This is a genomic window from Halomonas sp. ATBC28, assembly GCF_005937175.1.
GTDB classification, from domain to species: domain Bacteria; phylum Pseudomonadota; class Gammaproteobacteria; order Pseudomonadales; family Halomonadaceae; genus Vreelandella; species Vreelandella titanicae.
This window is the reverse complement of sequence record NZ_VCQL01000002.1, coordinates 25,746-50,080: the sequence shown is the minus strand read 5'-3', so window position 1 is coordinate 50,080 and position 24,335 is coordinate 25,746. Positions and strand designations below refer to the sequence as shown.

At 59.5% G+C, this 24,335-nt stretch carries 24 protein-coding genes and 1 pseudogene; 14 read left to right on the top strand and 11 right to left on the bottom strand.

Features of this window, described 5'->3' with window-relative positions; all coding sequences use genetic code 11:
* Positions 1 to 65: 65 nt before the first annotated feature.
* From E0L35_RS02215 to E0L35_RS02200, 4 genes are all read right to left on the bottom strand, one after another.
* Positions 66 to 2,165, bottom strand: coding sequence for a TonB-dependent copper receptor (locus tag E0L35_RS02215; protein ID WP_138799490.1), 2,100 nt, complete (start codon positions 2,163 to 2,165; stop codon positions 66 to 68).
* Between the two features lie 75 nt (positions 2,166 to 2,240).
* Positions 2,241 to 2,618, bottom strand: coding sequence for a hypothetical protein (locus E0L35_RS02210; protein ID WP_171051095.1), 378 nt, complete (start codon positions 2,616 to 2,618; stop codon positions 2,241 to 2,243).
* A gap of 206 nt (positions 2,619 to 2,824) precedes the next feature.
* Positions 2,825 to 3,301, bottom strand: coding sequence for an RES family NAD+ phosphorylase (locus E0L35_RS02205; protein WP_138799488.1), 477 nt, complete (start codon positions 3,299 to 3,301; stop codon positions 2,825 to 2,827).
* On the bottom strand, positions 3,298 to 3,747 hold the full coding sequence (locus tag E0L35_RS02200) for an antitoxin Xre/MbcA/ParS toxin-binding domain-containing protein (RefSeq protein WP_138799487.1): 450 nt from the start codon (positions 3,745 to 3,747) through the stop codon (positions 3,298 to 3,300). Before E0L35_RS02200 ends, E0L35_RS02205 begins: the two co-directional genes overlap by 4 nt.
* Positions 3,748 to 3,935: 188 nt before the next feature.
* Here E0L35_RS02200 and E0L35_RS02195 point away from each other — a divergent pair, with 188 nt between their 5' ends.
* The 8 genes from E0L35_RS02195 to ureG all read left to right on the top strand — a co-directional run bounded on the left by E0L35_RS02195 (position 3,936) and on the right by ureG (position 11,057).
* Positions 3,936 to 5,297 (top strand): diguanylate cyclase, encoded by a 1,362-nt coding sequence (locus E0L35_RS02195; RefSeq protein ID WP_138799486.1) that lies wholly within the window; start codon positions 3,936 to 3,938, stop codon positions 5,295 to 5,297.
* A 227-nt stretch (positions 5,298 to 5,524) separates the two neighbouring features.
* On the top strand, positions 5,525 to 6,409 hold the full coding sequence (locus E0L35_RS02190; protein ID WP_009286154.1) for an urease accessory protein UreD: 885 nt from the start codon (positions 5,525 to 5,527) through the stop codon (positions 6,407 to 6,409).
* A gap of 37 nt (positions 6,410 to 6,446) precedes the next feature.
* Positions 6,447 to 6,749, top strand: a complete 303-nt coding sequence (locus tag E0L35_RS02185) for an urease subunit gamma (RefSeq protein WP_022521353.1) — start codon at positions 6,447 to 6,449, stop codon at positions 6,747 to 6,749.
* A gap of 118 nt (positions 6,750 to 6,867) precedes the next feature.
* Positions 6,868 to 7,188, top strand: a complete 321-nt coding sequence (locus E0L35_RS02180) for an urease subunit beta (RefSeq protein WP_027957896.1) — start codon at positions 6,868 to 6,870, stop codon at positions 7,186 to 7,188.
* Positions 7,185 to 8,900 carry an urease subunit alpha gene (gene ureC / locus E0L35_RS02175; protein ID WP_138799485.1) on the top strand — a complete coding sequence of 572 codons (1,716 nt, stop codon included), beginning with the start codon at positions 7,185 to 7,187 and terminating at the stop codon, positions 8,898 to 8,900. Before E0L35_RS02180 ends, ureC begins: the two co-directional genes overlap by 4 nt.
* Before the next feature lie 225 nt (positions 8,901 to 9,125).
* Complete coding sequence (gene ureE / locus E0L35_RS02170; protein WP_138799484.1) at positions 9,126 to 9,653, top strand: urease accessory protein UreE; 528 nt, start codon at positions 9,126 to 9,128, stop codon at positions 9,651 to 9,653.
* Positions 9,643 to 10,398, top strand: coding sequence for an urease accessory UreF family protein (locus E0L35_RS02165; protein WP_171051103.1), 756 nt, complete (start codon positions 9,643 to 9,645; stop codon positions 10,396 to 10,398). The genes ureE and E0L35_RS02165 overlap by 11 nt, the downstream gene beginning before the upstream one ends.
* 29 nt (positions 10,399 to 10,427) lie before the next feature.
* A complete protein-coding gene (gene ureG / locus E0L35_RS02160; RefSeq protein WP_138799483.1) occupies positions 10,428 to 11,057 on the top strand; it encodes an urease accessory protein UreG in 630 nt (209 codons plus the stop codon).
* Position 11,058: 1 nt separating this feature from the next.
* Here the strand turns inward: ureG and E0L35_RS02155 are convergent, their stop codons facing one another.
* Positions 11,059 to 11,262 (bottom strand): hypothetical protein, encoded by a 204-nt coding sequence (locus E0L35_RS02155; protein ID WP_138799482.1) that lies wholly within the window; start codon positions 11,260 to 11,262, stop codon positions 11,059 to 11,061.
* Between the two features lie 271 nt (positions 11,263 to 11,533).
* On the opposite strand from E0L35_RS02155, the gene E0L35_RS02150 reads away from it, so the two are divergent.
* The 5 genes and pseudogenes from E0L35_RS02150 to E0L35_RS26550 form a co-directional block, all read left to right on the top strand.
* Positions 11,534 to 12,526, top strand: coding sequence for a LuxR C-terminal-related transcriptional regulator (locus E0L35_RS02150; RefSeq protein ID WP_138799481.1), 993 nt, complete (start codon positions 11,534 to 11,536; stop codon positions 12,524 to 12,526).
* Between the two features lie 105 nt (positions 12,527 to 12,631).
* Positions 12,632 to 13,516, top strand: a complete 885-nt coding sequence (locus E0L35_RS02145; RefSeq protein WP_138799480.1) for a transporter — start codon at positions 12,632 to 12,634, stop codon at positions 13,514 to 13,516.
* 25 nt (positions 13,517 to 13,541) lie between these two features.
* Positions 13,542 to 13,802, top strand: a complete 261-nt coding sequence (locus tag E0L35_RS02140; protein WP_138799479.1) for a hypothetical protein — start codon at positions 13,542 to 13,544, stop codon at positions 13,800 to 13,802.
* Positions 13,799 to 14,911: a class II histone deacetylase gene (locus E0L35_RS02135; protein WP_138799478.1), complete on the top strand. Its 1,113-nt coding sequence runs from the start codon at positions 13,799 to 13,801 to the stop codon at positions 14,909 to 14,911. Before E0L35_RS02140 ends, E0L35_RS02135 begins: the two co-directional genes overlap by 4 nt.
* 42 nt (positions 14,912 to 14,953) lie before the next feature.
* Positions 14,954 to 15,025 (top strand): annotated as a pseudogene (locus tag E0L35_RS26550) (urease accessory protein UreG); the annotation flags it as partial.
* 17 nt (positions 15,026 to 15,042) lie between these two features.
* Here E0L35_RS26550 and E0L35_RS02125 read toward each other — a convergent pair.
* On the bottom strand, positions 15,043 to 15,969 hold the full coding sequence (locus tag E0L35_RS02125) for a YihY/virulence factor BrkB family protein (RefSeq protein WP_022521358.1): 927 nt from the start codon (positions 15,967 to 15,969) through the stop codon (positions 15,043 to 15,045).
* A gap of 440 nt (positions 15,970 to 16,409) precedes the next feature.
* Here E0L35_RS02125 and E0L35_RS02120 point away from each other — a divergent pair, with 440 nt between their 5' ends.
* Positions 16,410 to 18,200, top strand: coding sequence for a methyl-accepting chemotaxis protein (locus E0L35_RS02120; RefSeq protein ID WP_138799477.1), 1,791 nt, complete (start codon positions 16,410 to 16,412; stop codon positions 18,198 to 18,200).
* A gap of 101 nt (positions 18,201 to 18,301) precedes the next feature.
* On the opposite strand, the gene E0L35_RS02115 is transcribed toward E0L35_RS02120, so the two are convergent.
* The 5 genes from E0L35_RS02115 to E0L35_RS02095 are packed head-to-tail and all read right to left on the bottom strand — an operon-like array spanning position 18,302 to position 24,318.
* Positions 18,302 to 18,547, bottom strand: a complete 246-nt coding sequence (locus tag E0L35_RS02115; RefSeq protein ID WP_022521360.1) for a formate dehydrogenase subunit delta — start codon at positions 18,545 to 18,547, stop codon at positions 18,302 to 18,304.
* A gap of 11 nt (positions 18,548 to 18,558) precedes the next feature.
* Positions 18,559 to 19,386, bottom strand: a complete 828-nt coding sequence (gene fdhD, locus E0L35_RS02110) for a formate dehydrogenase accessory sulfurtransferase FdhD (RefSeq protein WP_138799476.1) — start codon at positions 19,384 to 19,386, stop codon at positions 18,559 to 18,561.
* Positions 19,383 to 22,274 (bottom strand): formate dehydrogenase subunit alpha, encoded by a 2,892-nt coding sequence (fdhF, locus tag E0L35_RS02105; protein ID WP_138799475.1) that lies wholly within the window; start codon positions 22,272 to 22,274, stop codon positions 19,383 to 19,385. The genes fdhD and fdhF overlap by 4 nt, the downstream gene beginning before the upstream one ends.
* Complete coding sequence (locus E0L35_RS02100) at positions 22,271 to 23,827, bottom strand: formate dehydrogenase beta subunit (RefSeq protein ID WP_138799474.1); 1,557 nt, start codon at positions 23,825 to 23,827, stop codon at positions 22,271 to 22,273. Before E0L35_RS02100 ends, fdhF begins: the two co-directional genes overlap by 4 nt.
* The gene (locus E0L35_RS02095; RefSeq protein WP_138799473.1) at positions 23,824 to 24,318 is read right to left on the bottom strand and encodes a formate dehydrogenase subunit gamma; all 495 of its coding nucleotides are present in this window, start codon (positions 24,316 to 24,318) and stop codon (positions 23,824 to 23,826) included. Before E0L35_RS02095 ends, E0L35_RS02100 begins: the two co-directional genes overlap by 4 nt.
* Positions 24,319 to 24,335 lie beyond the last annotated feature (17 nt).

The following is a 24,335-nucleotide window of genomic DNA, read 5'->3' as shown; positions in this document are numbered from 1 at the left end:
CAGGCATCTAGCCTGGCGGCTAATCAATAAGGGCAAATAGGTGCTCTATTGAGCACCTGAGTGAATTAGAAGCTGAAATCGGCTCGCGCCCACACCATTCGGCCAGGCTCGTTAATACCGCGATCCAAATCAGCGGGATAGCCAAAGGCTGCATTACCTGCCAGGTTTAAGTGCTCGGTGTACGTGGTGTCGAAAACGTTATCCACACCCACGCTTAGCGTTAGGTGGTTGCTCGCTTGATACGTGCCATTGAGCGAGAACACTCCGAAACTTGAGGACGATTCTAGGTCTTGGCCGACGACATTGCCTTTTTCTAGGGCTGTGCGGTTCTGTGCCGCTACGCCACGCCATAGGCCACCCACGGAGTAGGCATCACGTGCATAGGTCAGACCTATATTCGCTTCCAGCGGCGGGATTTGAGGTAATGCCTCATCATCGTCGGCATTACGTCCCCAGGCATAGGCCAGCGAGGCATTGCTTACCCAGTTGTCGGTCAGTTGATAACTGGCGCCTACTTCGGCACCCGCAATCTGGGCATCGATGTTATCGACTTGAGTACGGCTTATGCTCGCGGTGTTGTAATCAAACAAGATGAAATCGTTCACATACCCTGCATATCCGGACACCCATGCGCTTAAGCGCTGGTCGTTGTACTGCGCGCCGATGTCCAGCTGAGTGGTTTTTTCGGCTTGAACACCGTCGAAGGCATTCACGCTACCGGCCGGGCCTGCTTGGCTGGAACTCAGTTCCCAGTAGTCGGGGAAGCGCTCCACATGCCCAATACCGGCATACCAGGTGATCGGTGCTGAGGCTAAATCTTGCTCGTAGCGGACAAAGGCGCTGGGCAGGGTGTCACGGCGAGTAAGGCCTGCGGTCGCCGTATCCAGATTCTCGTCACTGACGCGATAGCGGTCTACGCGGGCACCGCCAATAAGACGGTCACGTTCACCGATATAACGGGTGACCTCGCTGAAGGCACCGAACTGGGTCTGCTCGTAATCGGGCTGCCAGCGCTCGCTATCCAGGTTGCGGTGTACTTGATGTTCAACGTCGACACCGGCGATCCACGTGGTATTTTCCCATTCCCACGTTGACGCGACACGGGCGCTCCGAGTACGACGGTCTAGCCGCATGGCCATGCCGTCACTCATATCCATGCCGCCACCCATGTCCATGCCGCCGCCCATGTCCATGCTGCCCGGTGAACGTAGCGTGAAGTTATCCATAATATGGTCGGCATAGGCATAGTTGGCCTGCATTTCCAGACGTTTCCAGTGTTCACCTAAATTCTCGCGCCGGAAACGGATGCCCACGGTTTCGCGGAGAAACTTACTGCCATCCATGCCACGCCCTGCATAGCGGGCTTCACCGTCTCCACGGCCAGCGGTGACCTCAAGCCAAGTATCGTCGTCGGGTGTCCAGCCAAGCGCTACATCGCCGTTCCACTTATCCCATAACGAGGGCACGACGTTTCCGTCGCCATCCTTATAGTCATTGGCTTCGGATTGGTTGCCGGTAATGCGTAGATAGCCGTCTTGATTGCCCACCGCGGCATCAATGCGGCGATCAAATCGCCCATAGGTACCCAGCATGACGCTGCCATCCACTCGTACGCCGGCTTCATCGAACTCCTCAGGGCCGCGGTCGAAGCGCACCGTTGCCGCTGAAGCGCCAGGCCCCCACAGAACCGACTGCGGCCCTTTGGTGACAGTGAGGCTGTCGTAATTTTCAGGTGAGATATAAGACGTCGGCGCATCCATTCGCGCCGGGCAAGCGCCTAGCATTTGGCTACCATTTGTCAGTATGCGTAGACGTGAGCCAAACATGCCACGGAAAACCGGGTCACCGTTAGTGCCGCCGTTCCGAATGGCAGAGAACCCTGGAATGGTCTGAAGATAGTAGGCACCGTCGCTGGCAGGGGCCGGTTGTCGCGGTATGCGCGGGTCGGTTTCCACCGTTAGCGGTGAACTTAGCGGTACAGCCGTCACGACCATCGTATTTAGCGCCTGATGATGGTTGTGGTGAGTGGTGGATGATTGTGCCCATGTGCTTTGGGCAGCCAGGCTTGATACCGCGGCGATGCTTAACGTCAGTGCGTGTCGTTGAAAACGGTTTTTTAACCGGGCAGGCGTAACGGCGCCATGCACAACCGTTGAGTGTGACATGATGATCCCTTTTTTTGATGTAGACAGCCGCCAGCCGGAAGCGAGCTTCAGGCTGAAAGGACTGACGATGTGGCGTTATACAGATCGCAAAAAGGGCGGGGCTCGCGTTAGCGCGTGAGGGTAGTTATCACAGGACTGCATCGCCTGTGTCGGTTGCGTCAGCAGTTGATCGTGGGTGATAAACGCTTGCAGGCTGATCGCAGGAAGAAAAGTGTGTGCCGTTGGAAACTGTTGCCAGACAGTGCAGTAGCCACACTGGTGAAACCAGTTGAAGACCGGCTCTACCGCTTCAGCATGGCCTGAATGATGATGGTGTTTACTTGCTGGTGGCGCCGTGTGCTGATGATGGCCCCCGCCCTGGTGACTAGAGGCATGGTCAGTGCGGTGGTTAGCATGATGCTGACCACCGGATTGATACTGGGAAATCAGCGGCCCGCCCAATAGGAGATGCATCGCCACAAACGCCATAAAAAGCGCTATGCGATACCAAAGAGTCCCTACTGAACGTGATAAATACATTTACTCGATACGCTTTGTGGGCCGTGTTGTATTTTTTATATAGATGCCAGGATTTTAGCGGATGAGAGAGTGACAGTTGTGCGGTCAATTGCCACGCTGCTGAAAGCTGTAATGGGTGAGGCGGTGGTGAAAAGCGTGAGCTACGCTATGCCACCGAGGCAGATGAGAGGTTGAAATGGCAGCACCTCGGCCGCTGCGACGATTTGATCGAATAAGGGGTGTGCCGGGTTGAGCATGTAGTTGAGCTCTCTCGGCACGACCACGCTTGGCACTGCCAGTGCCAGACTTTGGCCTGATGCTAGCCAGCCATCGCCAAGTTCAGCGGTCTCTGCGGGCGCGGGTGCTTCCCGCCAGTTTGCAGGTAAATCTTCGGCGCCAACGCTGAGAATGCTTTTGGCGGGCAGCGTCAGGCGCAGCAGCGCATAGGCATTAAGCAGCCGATAGCTTTCCAGATTCACCATACTTTCCAGTAGTGCCAGCGACTCGGAGCTTGCCACATACACACAGGCATTGCCTGGGCTGTTCCAGCGCCCACCGTAAAGCCGTGCGCCCTCGCCATCAAACGCTGTCTCCTGAAACTTACGCTTAACCAGCCGATAGGCGGTGACCTCGCTCATACCGAGACCCCGTGCTCCAGCCGCCCGATCAGGTTCAGCACCGTTTGATACTCCGCCGAGGTCGCGCTCATTTCCACGGGACGGCGCCCGCCTAGCCCTGCATTAGGCTTGAGCAGCCAAGCGCGGGCGCCATCGGCGTCGCCTTCAAACAGATCCAGCGCCGCTTTAAAGAGCTCAGCAAAGCGATACAACCGGTCACTCTCTGCCATTTTGAAACGGCCCGATTTGGCGCGACGGCTAAGCGTAGCAGAGGGAATATCCACGTAGCGCGCCAGTGCCTTCTGCTCAATACCTGATACCTTGGCAATCTGGGGATAAACACGATACTCCACCCCTTCATGCAACAGCTCATGCAACTTGCGGCCTCTGGCTGGCAAGCCAATTTGTTGCCAGAAACCGGACGCCAAAGCTTTGGGTGGCTGGTATTGAGTGAAGTGGATATCCATAATGTTATCCTCATTTGATACTTAAAAAGTCTATCATTTGATATACATGATGCTTTTACCGCCGTCAAGTGATGCACATGACAGAAGATATCTGGCGGGCTTATTCGCTAAAACCCTGCTCTGTGTTCGGTTGACGAAAATGCTTGGCGTGTAATATTGGCTGTTGATCAATAAGAAGCAGGTGGGGTATGCGCTATAAAGATAAACATCAGCTCGCCGCCGAGTGGCAAGCGCTTCTGGAGCGTACGCCCAAACCGTTGCGGCAAGCAGTCGAGACGTTGGTAGAGCACCACGGGCAAAGCTTTGCTGACCACTTTTACCGGGTGATGTTGGAAGACCCGCATGCTTCGCTGTTTCTCTCCAACGATCAAGTGGAGCAGCGTTTACACCCCTCAATGCAGCGCTGGCTGAAGGCCATGTTTGCCGTTGAGCACGCCGATTTTGAGTCCCTGGTTGAGCAGCAGGAAAAAGTGGGGCAGGTGCATGCCCGCATCGATATTCCGGTCAACCTGGTGCTAAGTGGAGCGCGGCAACTGAAGCAGGTGTTTTATCAGCAGATCAACGCCACGTTCAAAAGCCCGCTATCGCCGGGGGATGCCTCGGTGTACGTTTCCGACCATATCGATATGGCCATGGAGATCATGAGCCACGCCTACTCGGTGGCCAGTGACCGTAATGCGCGCACTGAAGAGGCGTACAAGCTGTTTTCACTCACCCAGAGCATTGGCGACGAGCGTGAACGCCAGCGTTCGGCGCTGTTGAATTGGGAGAATGCGCTGATGTTTGCCATAGCCGCCCAGCAGGATATCGCCACGCTGCCGCGGTTATCCAATTCCGATTTTGGTCTGTGGTACTTCCATAAAGCGTGCCATGCGTTCGAGGGTGTGCCAGAGATTGCTACTATTTCACACCATATTCAGCGAGTGGATCGTGAGTGGCTGGAAGCCCTGCAGCATGAGGATATTAACCAACGGCTCAAGGCACTGGGCGAGATTCGTGACGCTGCCCGCACGGTATTGATGCTGCTCGACAATGTGTTAGAGCGCGCCTCCGGTTTGGATGCAGGGCGCGACAGCTTAACCCGGTTGCTCAACCGCAAGTTTTTGTCAGTGGTGCTTAGTCGCGAAATAGACATTGCCCGCCACTCGGAGCACTGCTTTGCGCTGTTGATGGTAGATATCGATCACTTCAAATCGATCAACGATACCCATGGGCACGACGCCGGCGACAACGTGCTGCAGCAGGTGGCGAGCATCCTTGATCGCTCCACCCGTGGAGGTGATTACGTGTTTCGCATGGGCGGCGAGGAGTTTTTGATTGTGCTGGTCAATACTGACCATGACGGCAGCCGGTTATTTGCTGAGCGTTTACGCCAATCGGTGGCTAAGGAGCCGATGCTCGCCGGTGCCGATACGCTGCTTAACGTGACGATTAGCGTGGGTGTAACGCTTCACGATGGTCACCCAGACTATCACCACTCCCTGCAGCGTGCTGATCAGGCCCTTTATGAAGCGAAGCGCGGTGGGCGTGACCGGGTCGTTGTGCAGTAATGGTGTGAAGAGTGAGTGCAGGCTGAGCACTAAGCAAGTAGTGAGTGCATTTATTTGGTGCATTTGAGGTCTGATGTGGTGCTGTTTTGGTGCGCCTAGATGCGTAGCACTGCCAGTCACCGCCGTTCATCCCTACCATTGACCGCACAGCAGGGCTTTTCACCATTTTGGCGCATTAATTGCTTACCTATGTCAAAGGCTTAGTGAAAAGGAAGCGGTAGCAACCCATGATCCTGTGCGAACTCGCCAAACCACACATTGCCTCTGGCCACCGCTTCGATGCAGGCCGCCATTGGGCAGCTTCGTTAGCACTCACCTTCGCTCATCGGGGCAGTGCTACTCGCATGGTGCAGGCGCGTCATCAGGGACCACTGCGGGTGCAGCGCCCTTTCTATCCCGAAGGGCGTAGTGAGGCTTGTCATGTTTATGTGCTTCACCCGCCGGGCGGGTTAGTCAGCGGCGATGCGCTTACCATTAGTGCCCATGTAGAGAGCGGTGCCCATGCGCTGCTGACGACTCCGGCTGCCAATAAACTCTATAAAGCCGACAGCCAGGGCGTGGCATGGACGCAGCATACCCGGTTGAGCGTTGAAGATGGCGCGACTCTGGAGTGGCTGCCCCAGGAGACCATCGCCTTTGATGGTTCCAAGGGTGAACAGCGCACCCAAATTGACCTTCACGGCAGCGCCCGTTGTCTGGGCTGGGAAGTGATGGCACTGGGCCGCCCGGCCAGCGACTTACCCTATGTTTCCGGGCGTATTGAGCAGCACTTCCGCTTAACCCTGGATGGCAAACCGCTGTGGCTAGAGCGCCAACCGCTAGACCCACTACACCCACGCTTTGCCGGGCGCTGGGGGCAGGGCGGTGCCACGGTGCAGGCCACGCTCTGGGCAGTGGGGATTGCCGACGCGCCTGCTGCCATTGAAGCCTTGCGTGAAGCGCTGCCGGATAACCCGCGCTGGGCGGTCACCGTCCGCCACGGTGTTCTGCTGCTGCGCTATTTAGGCAACTCGCGTAACGAAGCCTGGGCGTTATGCGAACAGGCTTGGCAACTGCTGCGCCCCCGCTGGATCGAGCGTGAAGCACATACACCACGAATTTGGCTAACCTAATTAGCATCACTGCGATGCACTGCTGGAGACACATTCCATGGAATTAACCCCAAGAGACAAAGACAAGCTGCTGCTGTTCTCAGCCGCCCAATTGGCGGAGCGCCGCAAGGCGCGTGGTTTAAAACTCAATTACCCGGAAGCGGTGGCGCTGATCAGCTTCGAGATTATGGAAGGCGCCCGGGATGGCCGCAGCGTAGCGGACTTAATGAGCTATGGTCGCGAAATCCTTAGCCGTGAGGATGTGATGGACGGTGTCGCCGAGATGGTCGACGAAGTGCAGGTGGAAGCCACTTTCCCCGACGGCACCAAGCTGGTCACTGTCCATACGCCTATTGTGTGAGGGGTTAATTGTGAGGGGTGAGGAGTGAATAGTTAGGGGTGAGTAGTAGTGGGTTACGCACCCCTCATACCTCTCTCTTTACACCTCACACCTCACAAAAAAACAAAGGAGCAACCAAATGATTCCCGGTGAGTACAAGTTAAAAGAAGGCGATATCGAGCTATGCGCGGGGCGTGAGCGGATTAGCGTCGAGGTGGCCAATACCGGCGACCGCCCGATCCAGATCGGCTCCCACTACCACTTCGCCGAAGCCAACCCGGCGCTGGTGTTTGATCGCGATAAAACCCGAGGCTTTCGTCTGGACGTGGCCGCAGGCACGGCGATTCGCTTTGAGCCCGGCCAGACCCGCGAAGTCACGTTGATTCCCTTTGTGGGCAAGCGCGAAATTTACGGTTTTCGCGGCGATGTCATGGGCGCGCTCGACGGAGGTAAACAATGAAACCGGTTAACAAGATCAGTCGGCAAGCCTATGCCGATATGTATGGCCCCACGGTGGGTGACCGCGTGCGTCTGGGCGATACCGAGCTGTGGATTGAAGTCGAACAGGATGCTACCCACTACGGCGATGAAGTGAAATTCGGCGGCGGCAAAGTTATCCGGGACGGGATGGGCCAAAGCCAGCGCGCCGACGACACGGTGATGGATACCGTGATTACTAACGCGCTGATTCTGGATTGGTGGGGTATCGTCAAAGCCGACGTGGGCATTCAAAATGGCCGCATCGCCGCGATTGGAAAAGCGGGCAACCCTGACGTACAGCCTGATGTTGAAATCGTCATTGGCCCCGGCACCGAAATCATCTCCGGCGAAGGGAAGATCCTGACCGCGGGCGGTATCGATTCCCATATCCACTTTATCTGCCCTCAGCAGGTCGAAGAAGCGCTGATGAGTGGCGTGACCACCATGCTGGGCGGCGGCACCGGCCCGGCGACTGGCACCAACGCTACCACCTGTACTCCCGGCGCATGGCACATCGGCAAAATGCTCCAGGCGGTGGACGATATGCCCATGAACATTGGCTTTCTGGGCAAAGGTAACGCCAGCCTGCCTGAGTCCCTGGAGCTCCAGCTCCAAGCGGGCGCCATGGGGCTCAAATTGCACGAAGATTGGGGCACCACGCCCGCCTCAATCAACAACTGCCTCAACGTGGCGGATGCCTACGATGTGCAAGTGGCGATCCACACCGACACCCTAAACGAATCGGGCTTTGTGGAAGACACCCTGGCCGCGTTCAAAGAGCGCTGTATTCACACCTACCACACCGAAGGCGCGGGCGGCGGCCACGCCCCGGATATCCTCACCGCCTGCTCGAAAGCCTATGTACTGCCGTCATCCACTAACCCAACGCGGCCCTACACCGTCAACACCATCGACGAACACCTCGATATGCTGATGGTGTGCCACCACCTGGATCCCAATATCCCCGAAGACGTGGCCTTCGCCGACTCACGCATTCGCCGGGAAACCATCGCCGCCGAGGATATCCTCCACGACTTGGGCGTGATCTCGATGATCGCCTCTGACTCCCAGGCCATGGGGCGGGTCGGTGAGGTGGTCTGCCGCACCTGGCAAACCGCCCACAAAATGAAGGTGCAGCGCGGCCTGCTGCCGGAAGATGAGGCCCTGGGGGCCGATAACCTGCGCGCCAAGCGCTATATCGCCAAGTACACAATTAACCCTGCGATCACCCACGGTATCGCCCATGAAGTCGGCTCCATCGAAGTCGGTAAGCTGGCGGATCTGGTGCTGTGGAAACCGGCCTTCTTTGGCGTGAAGCCGGCGATGATGATCAAAGGCGGCATGATTGCAGCGGCGCCCATGGGCGATCCTAATGCCTCGATTCCCACCCCGCAGCCGGTGCATTACCGCTATATGTTTGGTGCTTTCGGCCGTGCGGCCAGCCAAACCCGGCTCAGCTTTGTCAGCCAGGCCGCGCTGGATGCGGGCATCAAAGAGAAACTGGGGCTAAATAGCGAACTCGCGGCGTGCAAAAACGTGCGCCAAGTGCGCAAGCAGGATATGAAGCTGAACGATGCCTGCCCCGATTTGACCGTCGACCCGCAGACTTATGAAGTGCGCTGCGATGGCGAAATTTTAACCTGCGAGCCTGCCACCGAACTGCCGCTGGCTCAGCGTTATCATTTGTTTTGAATAGCGCACTATGACCGCCAGCAAGTGCAGTGCCGGGGGTAGGTCTACGTGAGGGCGCTGTAAATACATCCCTGTACACTACTTTTGCCATCTGCCCTCCATGGATGGAGGAAATGCCGGAAATGTATGGAACATTTTCCGGCCATGGCAAAAGACCCTCACTACGACCTACCCCCGGCTCGGCTTCTGGGTGCTTAACTGCAGGTTCTGAACAGGATGATACCAATGCTTAAACTCATAGAACGCTTAGGGCCGATAGAGGAAAGCGCGGCGAGCGATACGCTCACGCTACCCTTTGAGCTACGTATTCGCGGGCGCTTAAAAGCCCAAAGCGATAGCGGCCGCGAACTGGGTCTGTTTCTTGATCGCGGCCCGGTGCTGCGCAGCGGCGAAGGTCTAAAAGCCGAAAGCGGCGAAGTGGTGCGTGTCTGCGCCGCGGTAGAACCGGTGGTTACCGCGCGAGTGAGTGCTGGCTTACCGCTGGCACGGCTGGCCTACCATCTTGGCAATCGCCACGTACAGCTGGCGCTGGGTGAAGATGAAGAGGGCGGCTGGGTGCGCTTTCCGCCGGATCACGTGTTGGAAGAGCTCGCCGAGCTGTTAGGTGCCGAACTAGAGCACCACAACGCAACGTTCGACCCGGAGCCGGGTGCTTATAACCAAGTAGGTGGCGGACATTCACATGGTCATTCGCACGGTCATTCACACGACCACGATCATGACCACTCGCATGAGCACCACCATGCCCACTGAACTCACTGCGCTAGAAAGCCAAAGTGATGAGCTAGCGCTGCTAGGGCTGATGCAGTTGGTGAGCCCAGCGTTACCCATCGGCGCCTTTGCCTTTTCCCAAGGTCTGGAAAGCGCCTTTGAGCTGGACTGGGTGCGCGATGAAGCCAGCCTCGCCGAGTGGCTAAACGGTGTGCTGGAAGATGGCTTAACCCGCTGCGAACTGCCAGTGCTGGCGCGGTTGCATGATGCGTTTGGTCAGGCGTTTGGCCAGGCGGACATGGCAGAAGGTCGTAAATCAATTGCCGCGTGGGATGAGTGGCTGGCTGCTACCCGGGAAACCGCCGAGCTCGCCGCCGAAGATAGCAGGCTGGGCGCCTCGCTAAAACGCCTACTGGGCAGCTTGAACTTGTTGCCTAGAGAGCAGCAGTTGCAAAGTGAGGGATTACTCCCACCCTTGCTTCCGCCCCAAGCAGGTTATGTAACGCTGTTTGCCTACACGGCCCACGTCCGTGGCGTGTCTGTTCGCCAAACGCTGCTGGGGTTTGCCTGGGCGTGGATGGAGAACCAGCTAGCGGTGGCCTGTAAAGCCTTGCCGCTTGGCCACACCGCTGCCCAGCGAGTAATTGAACAACTGCGCCCCGCGCTAGTGAATGCCGTTAATCAGGCACTTACGCTGGATGATGAAGAGCTGGGCCCGGTGCTGCCCGGCCTGGCACTGGCTAGCGCCTTGCACGAAACCCAATATTCGCGCCTGTTTCGAAGTTAGATGACCTAGAAGTTAACGAGGAGAGAACAATGACTCACTGTTTACGCGTTGGTGTGGGTGGCCCGGTTGGTTCTGGTAAAACCGCGCTGCTCAAGCAACTCTGTTTAGCGCTGCGTGATTACTACGATATCGCCGTAGTCACTAACGATATCTACACCCGCGAAGACGCCGACTTTTTGCTCAAGCACGATGCCCTACCGGCGGATCGTATTCTAGGGGTTGAGACCGGGGGGTGCCCGCATACCGCGATTCGTGAAGACGCCTCGATGAACTTGGCGGCCATTGATGAGCTCCAGGCGCGTCACCCGAAGCTGGAACTGGTCATGGTCGAGTCGGGCGGCGACAACCTCTCGGCGACCTTCAGCCCCGAGCTTTCCGACCTAACGCTCTACGTCATCGACGTCTCGGCAGGCGACAAAATACCTCGCAAAGGCGGGCCGGGCATTACCAAATCGGATCTACTGATTATCAATAAAATCGATATCGCCGAGCAGGTGCACGCTTCACTAGAGGTCATGGAGCGCGATTCCAAGAAAATGCGCGGCGAGCGGCCCTTTGTGTTTACCAACCTCTATGACGGCGTAGGGCTTGAGGAGATTATCCGCTTTATTCTCGATAAAGGAATGTTGGACGAGCGCCGAACGGCCATCGCGGGCTAACCTAAGGCGGCCACTGTTCGCCTTTCCCGATCTGGTAGACAACGTCGCCCTGACCCTGCGCGGGGCTCAGGGTGCCTATACCCTCAACCTCTACCGAGGGCGGGAAGTGAGCCCGTTCGACGATGACGACCTGGTCTCTCTCAACGTCCTGGTGCCGTTGCTGGCCAACCTGATCGACATTACCGCCAGGCTTGCCCCCTATCACAACGCTCCGAGGAGGCAGTGAGTTTACTGCCTCCCAGCGAGTCGAGGCGACAAGGGCTTCTCGCCGCAAGCCTCAGCGGGCTTCGGACTAATGTTATTTCCCGGGGTGCTCAACGCAGCGAGGCGTCGTATAGATCTGTTCGGCTTCAAGGGTAGAAAGCGACTCGACTCCACATCGTTCATCTGCACGATGTCAGGCCCTTCCAGCTGGGGCTAAGATGGTGTCATGGCTCTGGTTCCCGGCCACCTTCTAACAACAATGGTACCCGACGATGACCAAGCTCGATGCCGCGGCGTCTGACGACTTACTGGGCTCCTTCAGCCAACTGCTCTGGGACATTAACCAACTTGCCCAGAGGCTTCCTCTGCCCGACTTCCACCCCGCTGCCCTAGCTCGGCTACAGAGACTGCTGGCCTTCGACTGCGCCTGGTGGGGGCGCTCGGTACTGATCGATGGGCGGATCGAGGAGCACAGCCGTTTCTTCTACGAACTCCCCGAGACGTATCTGGCCGACTGGCGCTCCATCGAACATCAGGACGTCACCGTGGAGCGTAGCCACCGCGAGCCGGGCCAGGCGGTGATCGTCGACATGCGTGCCACCACACCGGGGCTCGCCTGGCTGGGAGAGCGCCATGACCTCAGCGAGCTGCTCTGCGTGATTCACACCAGCCCTCGCACCCGGCTCAGTGACCATCTCTCGCTCTATCGCCGCCCCGGCTCGGCCCGCCCCGGCTCGGCCCGCTTCGGCGAGCGGGAGCGCCAGCTACTGACCCACCTGATCAGCCACCTTTCGATAGCAGTGGATGCCAGCCAGATCCGGACTCTGGTGGCGCGTCGCGAGTGCCTGGAAAGCCAGCCGCACCTGGCCCTGGCGGTTTGCGACCGCCAGGGCGTGCTGCATAGCGCCGAACGAGGCTTCAGCGACCTGCTCGGCGATGAGTGGCCCGACTGGCAGGGGCCGACGCTTCCGGTGCACCTGGACGAGGCTGGCTATGAAGGTGCCAGGATCAGCATCCAGTGCCTTCCGGTTCTCGATCTCTGGCTACTCACCGTCTGCCGCCTGGGCCCTCTCGCCTGTCTCAGCGAACGGGAACTGGTGGTCGCCCAGCACTTCGGCAGCGGGCTTACCTACAAGGAAATCGCCCGAGAGATAGCGATCGCCCCCAGCACCGTGCGCCACCATATACGCAGCATTTACCAGAAACTCGACCTCCACGATAAGGCCAGCGTGGCCACTCTGCTCAACCGCTCGCCACCTGGCTGATGCCCGTCGGGCCCCGCGCCCCACTTTATTCCCACTATGCCGACCATCGCCCGAGCGGGTGACGGTGTCGCATACCTGCGTCTTGACCAAACCAGAGGTTATACAATGACAACATCTCTCATGCTACAGCGCTTCATCACCGGTCTGTCTGCGGCTCTGGCACTGAGCGCCACTGCCTCTCAGGCCGCTGATCTCAATGCCAGAGACTTCCTCTCTGCCCCGGCCGGCACCTCGATAGGCGTGCTCTACCTGGGCAACGAGCAGGCCAATCGCTTTCACGGCGCAGCCGACCTCGAGGGCAACGCCCGCCTCGACGTCAATGCCCTGGCCTATCGCCAGATTTGGTTCAGTGATATCTGCGGGCGCCTGTGCACGCCCCAGTTCGTCATGCCTCTGGTGGAGGTGGATGCCCGCCTGCCCGGTGCCGCCGAGCGTGAACGCCAGAGTGGTCTGGGGGATCCCCAGGTGGGCGGCACGCTGTTCTTCGTCGACCGCCCCGAGGATCGCGTTGCCAGCGGCTTGTTGACGATGCTGACCGTTCCCGTGGGCGAGTACGATAGCCAGCGCCCTGGCACCTCTCCCGGCGCCAACCGCTGGGGGGCCACCTTCGTGTTCAATTACACCCGCGGCGTAGGCGAGAAGTGGGTTCTGGAGGCCAACCTCGAAGCTCAACTCTACGGTGACAACGACGACTACCTGGGCATGACCCTTGAGCAGGATCCGCTCTATCGCCTCCAGGCGTTCGCCTCCTACGACCTCACGGACAATACCTATGGCGCCCTGCGCTTGATCCATGCCGAAGGCGGTGCGCTGCAGCTGGATGGTCGAGTGCTGGAAGACACCCGCCAGCGCTATACCCAACTGGGCGTAGAGCTAGGCCATCAACTCTCTCCCCGCCATCAGGTAATGCTGGCCCTCTCGCATAACATCGACACCGACAACGCCTTCCACGGTAGTCAGGCCCTGCTGCGCCTGGCCCGTGTGTGGTGAACCGTAAGACAACCGGAGATTCCCCATGACTCTCGAAACATCGGCTACTGAAGGCGCCTCGTCGCGCTGGATGATCGCCGCCCTCGCCGCCCTGGCCCCGGCTGCTTTAATGGTGGCTCCCGCCATCGCCGGACAACTGATCGAGGCCCAGGGCCACTACACCGGCATGCTGCTGATCACTGCCCTGTTTGGCCTGCTCTCCCTGATCCTTATCTTGATTTCCAGCGGCATCTCGACAACAGTGCGGGGCGCTCGAACCGCCCCTTCCCAAGGAGTGAACTCATGACCCGCCGTACCGCCTTCTTCTTCGATGAACACTGCCTGTGGCACAGCGCTGGCCAGCACGCCCTGGTCATGCCGGTAGGCGGTTGGGTGCAACCCCCTGCCGCTGGGGGGCTGGCCGAGTCGCCAGAGTCCAAGCGACGCTTCAAATCCCTGATGGATGTCTCGGGGCTGAGCCGGGCCCTGGATCTTCGCACGGCTCCCATGGCCAGCGAGGAGGACCTGCTGCGTATTCATCCCGCTGAGTACCTGGCACGCTTCAAGACGCTGAGCGATACCGGCGGCGGCGAACTGGGCGACCACGCACCTATCGGGCCGGGCAGCTACGAGATGGCACGGGTTTCCGCGGGACTGGCGATTGAGGCCGTGGCCGCGGTGCTGCGCGACGAGGCGGACAACGCCTATGCACTGTCTCGCCCCCCCGGCCATCACTGCCTGCCGGATCACGCCATGGGCTTCTGCATGCTGGCCAATATCCCCATCGCCATTGAGGCCGCCAGAGCCCGCTCGGGCCTTACCCGTGTCGCAGTCGTCGATTGGGACGTCCACCATGGCAACGGCACCCAGCACGTCTACTACGAGCGTGATGACGTGCTGACGATCTCGCTGCACCAGGAGGGCTGCTTCCCGCCGGGCTACAGCGGAGCCGAGGATCGCGGCAGCGGCAAAGGTCTCGGCTACAACCTCAATATCCCGCTGCTACCCGGTGGCGGCGAGGACGCCTACCAGCATGCTCTGCAACGACTCGTGATACCGGCACTGGAGCGTTTCGCCCCGGAGCTGATCATCGTCGCTTGTGGCTTTGACGCCAATGGCTTCGATCCCCTGGCGCGGATGCTAATGACCAGCGAGTCCTATCGCAAGATGACCCGCACGCTGCGCCAGGCCGCTGAGCGACTCTGTGGCGGGCGCTTGGTGATGATCCACGAGGGCGGCTACTCCGAGGCCTACGTTCCCTTCTGCGGCCATGCGGTGGTGGAGGAACTCAGCGACGTGTCTACCGATGTGGCGGATCCGATGCTCGAGTTCTTGCGCCTGCAACAACCCAATGCAGACCTGCAGGCCTTCCAGCGTGAGCGCTTGGACGCCCTGGCGGCCAGTTGGAGGCAATAGCGCGACCGGACTCAGATGCGAGGCGAGCCTTGCGCTCGCTTGGTAGGGCTAGAGGAGATTATCCGCTTTATTCTCGATAAAGGGATGCTTGATGAGCGGCGTCCGCAGGCCGAAGTGACCGCTAGCGAACGTCAATCGACCCGCGTAATTGGTTGGCGATTGGGGTCGACGTGCCATGGCAAGCCAAGGCGGGTATTGCGCTCTAATTCGGCAATCACCTGGGCGCCCAGCAGTAAAATGATGGCGCCCACTTCCAGGCTAATCAGTACGACCACCAGCGCTGCCAGCGAACCGTAGACGGCGTTAACGAACGAGAGGTTGGCGAAATAGTAAACCAGCAACAGCCGAACCCCCTCCCACAGCAGTGCTGCCACAAAGCCTCCTACGATTGCCCTACGTAAGGCAATGCGCACCACCGGCAACACTTTGTAAATAGCGCTGAACAGTAAGAACACCCCAGTGAAACTGGCCAGGTTAAGCACCGGCTCGGAAAATCCCGCCAGTGGCAGTTCCCGTTCAAATAGCAGCATCACCAGCGTATTAAGCGAACTGGCCAGGGTGACTACCAGCGTGAGAACCATAAGCGCCGCCCCCAGTACCACCATAAAGGCGTAGGGCAACATTACCGAAACCCAAACGCTGCGTTTGATATGCGGGCTATCCGGCGCATGGAAAATGATCGCCAGGGCGTCTTCCAGCATACGAAAGGCGAATGAGCTGAACAGGAGCAGAATGGGAAAGCTCAGAATGCCAATCACATCTCGCGATTCCAGCAGGCTGCGAACGGCCTCCAGCAACACCTCCGCGTGGGCAGGCGCCATATGGCGTGCCTGTACGGCCAGCACATTGAGTAAGTGCTGCTGATCGACGACTTGGGTTAACAGCACAACGAGCACGGCAAAAAGCGGCACGATAGAGAGCAGAATGTTGTAGCCTACTCCGCCGGCTAGCAGGACACCGTGATTTTTCAGGAAATTGCGTAATACGCGCCAAGCAAAGTGAACCAACCTAGGGAGCAGGAGCAAGACAGCGCTAACAAATGGGTGGTTTCGAACCATGCTTGTTATTCTCCTTGGACATGAGGCCCTATCGCCATGATACGCTGATGGCAATGGAAAATAACAAGGGCAAATATCAAGGAAGTCCCGAATTGCCTGATCTGGCTTCAGGAGAGAGTAGTAAGAGGCAGAAGCTAACTCGCCGCCCTACAAACAAAAAGGTCGCCCTGACCAGGCGGTAGAGAGACCAGGGCAACCGAAGATTGTGGTTAAGCGACTTGCTTAAAACGGGCCATCCCTGGCCACCACAACCTCACAATGAACCTTTACTCTATGAATAACCTTAACTTAGGTTATGAAGCTAATCATTAAATGCTAATTAATTGAATATTAAGTAAAAAAACTAAAAAATGGTTAAAGTTCGTGCACTTTAGGTCGATAAGGCTCCTATAACTACTAAAAACTCTTCACTCAAGACTGACTCTGGAGCTTGCCCACATATGTCCACTCCTTCTGCTCCCAAACGAGCCCTTGGTTTACAAACCAAGGTGCTGATGCTGGTACTGCTCCCTCTTCTGTTAGTGACGGTTGTGCTGGTCGGGTTTAAAGCCTACAGCAGCGCCCAAGACACCCGCGATACGTTGGCAAACCAGCGTGAAATGCTGATTGAAGAGCGCCGCCATGCGGTACGCGATATCGTCCAGATGGCGACTTCTGCCATCGAGCCCATTTACGAACAAGCCGGTGCCAACGATGAGGCAGCCAAGCAGCAGGTAGCCGAGCTGGTGCGTTCCATGCGCTTTGAAGATAACAACTACATTTTTATCTACGACTATGACGGTAACAATATCGTCACGGCGCCTGCACCGGAGCGTGAAGGTACCAACATGATCGACGCGCAAACCCCCGATGGCACTTATCTGATTCGCGAGATCATTCAGCTTGCTCAGAGTGGCGGGGGCTTCTACAGCTATATGTGGGATTACCCAGGTACCGACAGAATTGAACCCAAGCACTCCTTCGTTGACCGCCTTGAAAAATGGGATTGGCTCATTGGTGCAGGCGTTTACGTCACCGATGCTGACGATGCTATTGCCGAACTTGAAGCCGCGGCTGCCGCCGATTTGCGCCAGGGCATTATATTTGCCTCCTTGTTGGGTCTGGGTCTATTTATTGTGATTGCACTGATAGCGTATGGCTTGGTGCGTCGCACGCTGGGGCCGATCAAGCGCACTACTGCGGCTATGCACGATATTGCCCAGGGGCGCGGTGATTTAACCCGTCGCTTAGCAGTTGAAAGCGGTGACGAAATTGGCGAGCTTAGCGTTCAATTCAACGCCTTTGTAGCGCGGATGCAGAACACGCTTCGTGATGTACGCAGCAGTACGCTCAGCGTGCACCAAGCGGCGGGGGAGATCTCACAAAGCTCCGATGAGCTCGCCACCCGTACCGAGCAGGCGGCCGCGAACCTGCAACAAACCTCCGCTTCCATGGAAGAGATCACCTCGACGGTTAATCACAGCGCCGACAATGCCCAGCAGGCCAATACGCTGGTACAGTCTACTGCCGATGTAGCCCGTGAAGGCGAGAACTCAATGGGGCAAGTTGAGAGCACTATGCGCGATATTAACGACTCCGCTTCGCGCATCAGTGACATCATCAGCATGATCGATGCGATTGCCTTCCAGACCAATATTCTGGCGCTTAATGCCTCGGTGGAAGCCGCAAGGGCAGGTGAGCATGGCCGCGGCTTTGCCGTGGTGGCGCAAGAGGTACGGGTGCTGGCCAGCCGTTCGAGCGATGCTTCCAAAGAGATTCGTGCGCTTATCGATACGTCCGTTCAGCACACTGAATCGGGCGCGAAGCTGGTGCGTAGCGCGGGCGACACCATGCGCGAGATTGTCTCCAGCGTGGCGAAAGTCACCGATGTGATCGGTGAGATCACCGCGGGCGCTAAAGAGCAGAGTAGCGGTATCGGCCAGATCAACACCGCCGTGGCCGAAATGGACACCATGACCCAGCAGAACGCTGCCATGGTGCAAGAATCGACCACCGCCGCTGCCAATATGCGCCGCCATGCGGAGCATCTTAATCAGCTAATCAACTCCTTTGTACTCGGCGAAGATGAGCCCACGCAGCAGCAGGCGCTGGCCTCTCCGGCGCCTCAGCAACGTGGCGGTGATAAAGGCCTGAAACGCCCCGCGCTTTCATCGCAAGCCTCGTCACAGCCATCATCCAAGCCTTCACCGGCAACGGCAAAGCACGCTGCAGATGAGTGGGAAGAGTTCTAACGTCCACTAACAGTGCTTGTGGTATCAGCGCTTTTAAACGATGGGTATAAAAAACGGGGCTTGCCAGATGGCAAGCCCCGTTGCGTTAACACCTGTGATGTTTATCCGCTATGGCGCCTGGCCAATCTTTCCGCCAGCAAGTTGACGGCTCGCTTTGCCAGTGGTGAAAGCGCGGCATCCTCGCGTTCCAGCGTGGCTATTAGGCGCTGCTTCATTGATCGTGCCCAAAAGGTTTCCAGGTGGCGACAGGTGGCCGCGGCTGCCATTTCTTCATCACGACCGCCGCCCAGGTTAGCTGCGATCTGGTTGGTCATGTGAATCAGGTGAGTATCTTGGTTCGACGACATTGCGTGCCTCCTCAGCCGTGTGCCATCGCCGCCGACGTGGGACGATGGTAAATCAGATGGCGGCCGGGCCGCGCAAAGCCTGCCAGTAGCAGCCCCGATGCCTGGGCCTGCTCCACGGCCAGGGCGGTGGCCGCCGATACCGCCACCAGAGCACCAATGCCGACACTGGCACACTTGTGAACCATCTCGTAGCTGGCGCGGCTGGTGACCAGCGCGAACCCTTCGCCGAGGGGGCTGGCCTCGCGGGCGAGGGCTCCAATCAGTTTGTCCAGGGCGTTATGGCGACCCACATCCTCGCGCAGTTGTTTAATGTTCCCCCAAGCATCGCACCAGGCGGCACCGTGGCTGGCGCCAGTGGCCCCCTGCAGCGGCTGGTGGATGGACAGCTCCCGTAGGGAACGCTGGATGGCGGCGTCACTCAACTGCGGCGCCATAACATGGGGAATTGGCCGGATGGCCTGCTCCAGGGCTTCGGTGCCGCATAGCCCGCAGCCGGTGCGTCCTGTCAGGTTGCGCCGCCGTTGTTTGAGCTCGGCCATTCGCTGGCTGGCAATAGTGAGGTGAACGGTGAGGCCTTGGGGTGCTTCGTGGATATCGAGGTCGTAGCACTCGTCGACGTTGGCCAGGATGCCTTCTGACAGGCTGAAGCCCAGGGCAAACTCCTCAATATCCGTCGGGCTGGCCATCATCACCGCGTGGGAGATGCCGTTGTAGACCAGGGCCACCGGCCTTTCCAGGGCCAGTAGATCCTCCTGGGTATCGGTGTACCAGCCGTTAGCGCCACGGCGCACCTCCACCGGCTGGCGCGCTACCGCGTCGCGAGTATGGTGGATGCTCATGGAACCTCCTGCTGGGCCTTGGCCAGGTAATCACGCTGGGCCAGGTCAAAGGCGCTAAAGCGTTGCTGCCAGGCCGACGGTTGGCTGACTTTTTCCACCTGCACCGCCGTGACCTTGTACTCCGGGCAGTTGGTGGCCCAGTCCGAGTTGTCCGTGGTGATGACGTTGGCGCCACTGCCGGGGTGGTGGAAGGTGGTATACACCACGCCGGGCTGCATGCGCTCACTGAGCCGGGCACGCAGTACCGTCTGGCCGGCACGGCTGGTGATGCCCAGCCAGTCGCCGTCGCGGATGCCGCGCAGCTCGGCGTCAGAAGGGTGCAGCTCCAGTACGTCCTCATCGTGCCAGCGCTGGTTGTCGGTGCGCCGGGTCTGGGCGCCCACGTTGTACTGGCTAAGGATCCGGCCGGTGGTGAGCAGTAGCGGGAAGCGGCGGTTGGCCCGCTCCTCGGTGGCCACGTACTCGGTAATTGCAAAGCGTCCCAGCCCGATGGGGAACTCAACCTCGTGCATAGTCGGCATGCCCAGCGGGTACTCGGCGTTACAGGGCCACTGAAGACTGCCGCGCTCCTCCAGCTTGGCGTAACTGACGCCCGCGAAACTTGGCGTCAACTGGGCGATTTCGTCCATGATTTCGGAGGGATGGGTATAGTGCATCGGGTAGCCCAGCGCATTGGCCAGATCCTGGGTGACTTCCCAGTCTTCCTTGCCGGCCACCGGGGCTGCCACCTTGCGTACCCGGTTGATACGTCGCTCGGCGTTGGTGAAGGTGCCATTCTTCTCCAGGAAGCTTGAACCCGGCAGCAGTACGTGGGCGAACTTGGCCGTTTCATTGAGGAAAATATCCTGCACGATCAGGCAGTCCAGCGACGTGAGCGCCGCCTCGACGTGCTGGGTGTTGGGGTCGGACTGAGCGATATCTTCGCCCTGCACGTAAAGCGCTTTAAAGGTGCCTTCGATGGCAGCGTCGAACATATTGGGAATGCGCAGCCCCGGTTCGTCGTCCAGTTTCACACCCCACACGGCCTCAAAGCGGCCGCGGGCGATGGGGTCGGCCACGTGTTGGTAGCCCGGCAACTCATGGGGGAAGGAGCCCATGTCACACGAACCCTGGACGTTGTTCTGGCCGCGCAGCGGGTTCACACCCACGCCCTCGCGGCCAATATTGCCTGTGGCCAAGGCCAGGTTGGCAATCCCCATCACCATGGTGGAACCCTGACTGTGCTCGGTCACTCCCAGCCCGTAGTAGATCGCGCCGTTGCCCGCCGTGGCGTAAGTGCGTGCCGCCTGGCGCACGGCCTCGGCGGGCACGCCGGTAATGGCTTCGGTGGCCTCCGGGGAGTGGCGCGGTTCAGCAATAAACTCACGCCAGCTGTTATAGGCATCGGTGTCGCAGCGCTTGGCCACGAACGCCTTGTCTTCCAGACCTTCCGTCACCACCACGTGACCCAGCGCGTTGACCAGCGCCACGTTGGTGCCTGGGCGCAGCGGCAGATGTTGGGCCTCGCTCATGTGCGGGGTCTTTAAAAGGTCGATACGGCGAGGGTCGGCGACGATCAGCTTCGCCCCCTGGCGCAGGCGTTTGCGCATCAGCGAGCCAAACACCGGGTGGGCATCGGTGGGGTTGGCGCCGATCACGATAATCGCGTCCGACTTCATCACCGAGTCAAACGTCTGGGTGCCCGCCGATTCACCCAGCGTGGTCTTCAGGCCGTAGCCGGTGGGCGAGTGGCACACCCGCGCGCAGGTGTCGGTGTTGTTGTTGCCGAATGCAGCGCGAATCAGCTTCTGCACCAGATAGGTCTCTTCGTTGGTGCAGCGCGAGGAGGTGATACCGCCGATGCTCTCGCGGCCGTGCTCGGCCTGAATCGACTTGAGACGGTTCGCGGCAAAGCTGATCGCCTCTTCCCAACTGGCTTCGCGCCAGGGCTGATCGATTGAGTCACGAATCATCGGCGTGGTCAGGCGATCCGGGTGGGTGGTGTAGCCGAAGGCAAAACGCCCCTTCACGCAGGAGTGGCCGTGATTGGCGTCGCCGCCCTTGTAGGGCACCATGCGCACCAGCTGGTCGCCCTTCATCTGGGCCTCGAACGAGCAGCCCACGCCGCAGTAGGCGCAGGTGGTGACCACGCTGTGATCCGGCACGCCGTGGTCGATCACGCTTTTTTCCATTAGCGTGGCCGTGGGGCAGGCCTGCACGCAGGCGCCGCAGGAGACGCAGTCCGAGTCCATGAAGGCGTCGCTCTGGCCTGCTGATACTTTGGATTCGAACCCGCGGCCATCGATGGTTAGCGCGAAAGTACCCTGGACTTCGTCGCAGGCGCGCACGCAGCGTGAACAGAGGATGCACTTGCTGGGATCGAAGGTGAAGTAGGGGTTGGATTCGTCCTTGGCGGCGTCCAGATGGTTCTCGCCCGTAAAGCCGTAGCGCACCTCGCGAAGCCCCACGCTACCGGCCATGTCCTGCAGTTCGCAGTCGCCGTTGGCCGGGCAGGTCAGGCAGTCCAGCGGGTGGTCGGAGATGTAGAGCTCCATCACGTTGCGACGCAGCTTGGCCAGCCGCTCGTTCTGGGTGGTCACCTTCATACCTTCAGCAACGGGCGTGGTGCAGGCGGCGGGCAGGCCGCGGCGTCCCTCCACCTGCACGGCGCACAGCCGGCAGGAACCGAAGGGCTCCAGGCTGTCGGTGGCGCACAGTTTGGGAATGTTGATATCCGCCAGAGCCGCCGCGCGCAGTACCGAGGTGCCTTCCGGCACATTGATTGTCACGCCGTCGATATCAAGGCTCACCGAGGCAGTGCCGACGGCCTGAGCAGGGAAGGGCGTGCCGAGGTCTTTGCTATGCCCGGCGTTGCTGGCATGCTGACTGGGGTCGAAGTGCTGAATCATGATCTGTCTCCGTTCGCCGCCCGCTGGAAATCCTCAGCAAAGTGTTTCAGGGCGCTCTGCACCGGGAAGGGGGTCATGCCGCCCATGGCGCAGAGCGAGCCGTCTACCATCGTTTCGCAAAGATCACTCAGCAGGGCGAGGTTGGCCTCGCGATTGTTGTTGGCGCGAATACGATCGATTACCTCCACGCCACGGGTCGAGCCGATACGACAGGGCGTGCACTTGCCGCAGGACTCCACCTTGCAGAACTCCATCGAGAAACGCGCCTGTTCGGCCATATCGACGCTGTCGTCGAACATCACCACGCCGCCGTGACCGACGCCTGCACCGACCTCGGCGAAGGTTTCGTAATCCAGCGGCATATCCCACTGGCTTTCGGGCAGGTAGGCGCACAGCGGCCCGCCTACCTGAACGGCGCGCAAGGGCTTTCCGGTGAGCGTACCGCCGCCAAAATCCTCCATCAGCGTGCGCAGAGTGGTGCCAAAGGCCAGCTCCACCAGACCGCCACGCTTGACGTTGCCCGCCAGTTGGAGGGCCAGGGTGCCTCGCGAGCGGCCCATGCCGTGATTAGCGTAGGCCTCGGCGCCTTCGGCGAGAATAAATGGCACTGCAGCTAATGAGAGCACGTTGTTGACCACGGTAGGGCGGCCGAACAGGCCCTCAATGGCGGGCAGCGGTGGCTTGAAGCGCACCAGCCCTCGCTTGCCCTCCAGGCTTTCGAGCAGTGAGGTTTCCTCTCCGCAGATATAGGCCCCGGCGCCGAGACGCACTTCCAGGTGGAAGGTTTTGCCGCTGCCCTGGAGGTCGTCGCCCAGGTAACCGGCCTGCTCGGCGCGGGCAATGGCCTCGTCGAGGATCTGTTTCGCCAGCGGGTACTCGGAGCGCAGGTAGATATATCCCTGGGTGGCGCCCACCGCGAGCCCGGCGATGGTCATGCCTTCGATCAGCATGTAGGGGTCGCACTCCATGGCCAGCCGGTCGGCGAAAGTGCCAGAGTCGCCCTCATCGGCATTGCAGACGATGTATTTCTGGTCGGCGGGCGTATCGAGCACCGTCTGCCACTTGATACCGGTGGGGAAGGCCGCCCCGCCACGTCCGCGCAGGCCCGAGGCTTTGACTTCCTCGACGATGTCCTGGGGCTCGCGTTGCAGCGCAGCCTGCAGGCCGCAAAAACCGTTATGGGCGCGATAGTCCTCGATCGATAGCGGGTCAGTAATACCAATACGCGCGAAGGTTAAACGCTGCTGGCGGGCGAGGTAGTCGATCTCTTCCGTTGGGCCCAGTGCCAGTGGGTGGCTGACGCTACCTTCCAGCAGGCCACTGTCGAGCAGCGCCGCTACATCCCCCGGCGTTACCGGGCCATAGGCGAACCGGCCGATGGGGGTGTCGACTTCCACCAGCGGCTCAAGCCAGGCAAGGCCACGGGAGCCGTTACGTACCAACGTGATTGACTGGCCGCGTGCGGCGGCCTCTCTCTCCAGCCGGCTGGCGATCGTATCGGCGCCCAGCGAAAGTGCGGTGGTATCGCGAGGTACATAAACGCGGACGCTCATCCCATCACCTCCAGCGGCCGGGTTTGTAGCTCATCCATCAATTCATCGAAGGCTTCCGGCGTGACGCGGCCGCGTATGCTGTCGTCCACGCGAATCGACGGGCCGCAGGCGCAGTTGCCCAGGCAGTAAACGGATTCGAGGGTGATTTCGCGATCCGACGTGGTCTGGTGGTAGTCGACCCCCAAACGCGCCTTGGCGTGGGCTTCGAGCTGGCGCGCCCCTACCGACTGACAGGCCTCGGCGCGGCAGATGTGCACGACGTGGCGCCCCGGTGGTGTGGTGCGAAAGTGGTGGTAAAAGCTGATGACGCCGTGCACTTCGGCACGTGTCTGGTGGAGGGCATCGGCGATGATGGGCACCGCTGCCTCGGGAATGAAGCCGATGCGATCCTGAAGGGCGTGGAGGATCGGCAGTAGGGCGCCGGGCTTGTGCTTCAGAGCGTCGACCTCGGCCTGAATTGCCTGCGGCGCCCACTCCTGGGAATGGTTCATGATGCCTTCCTCACGAC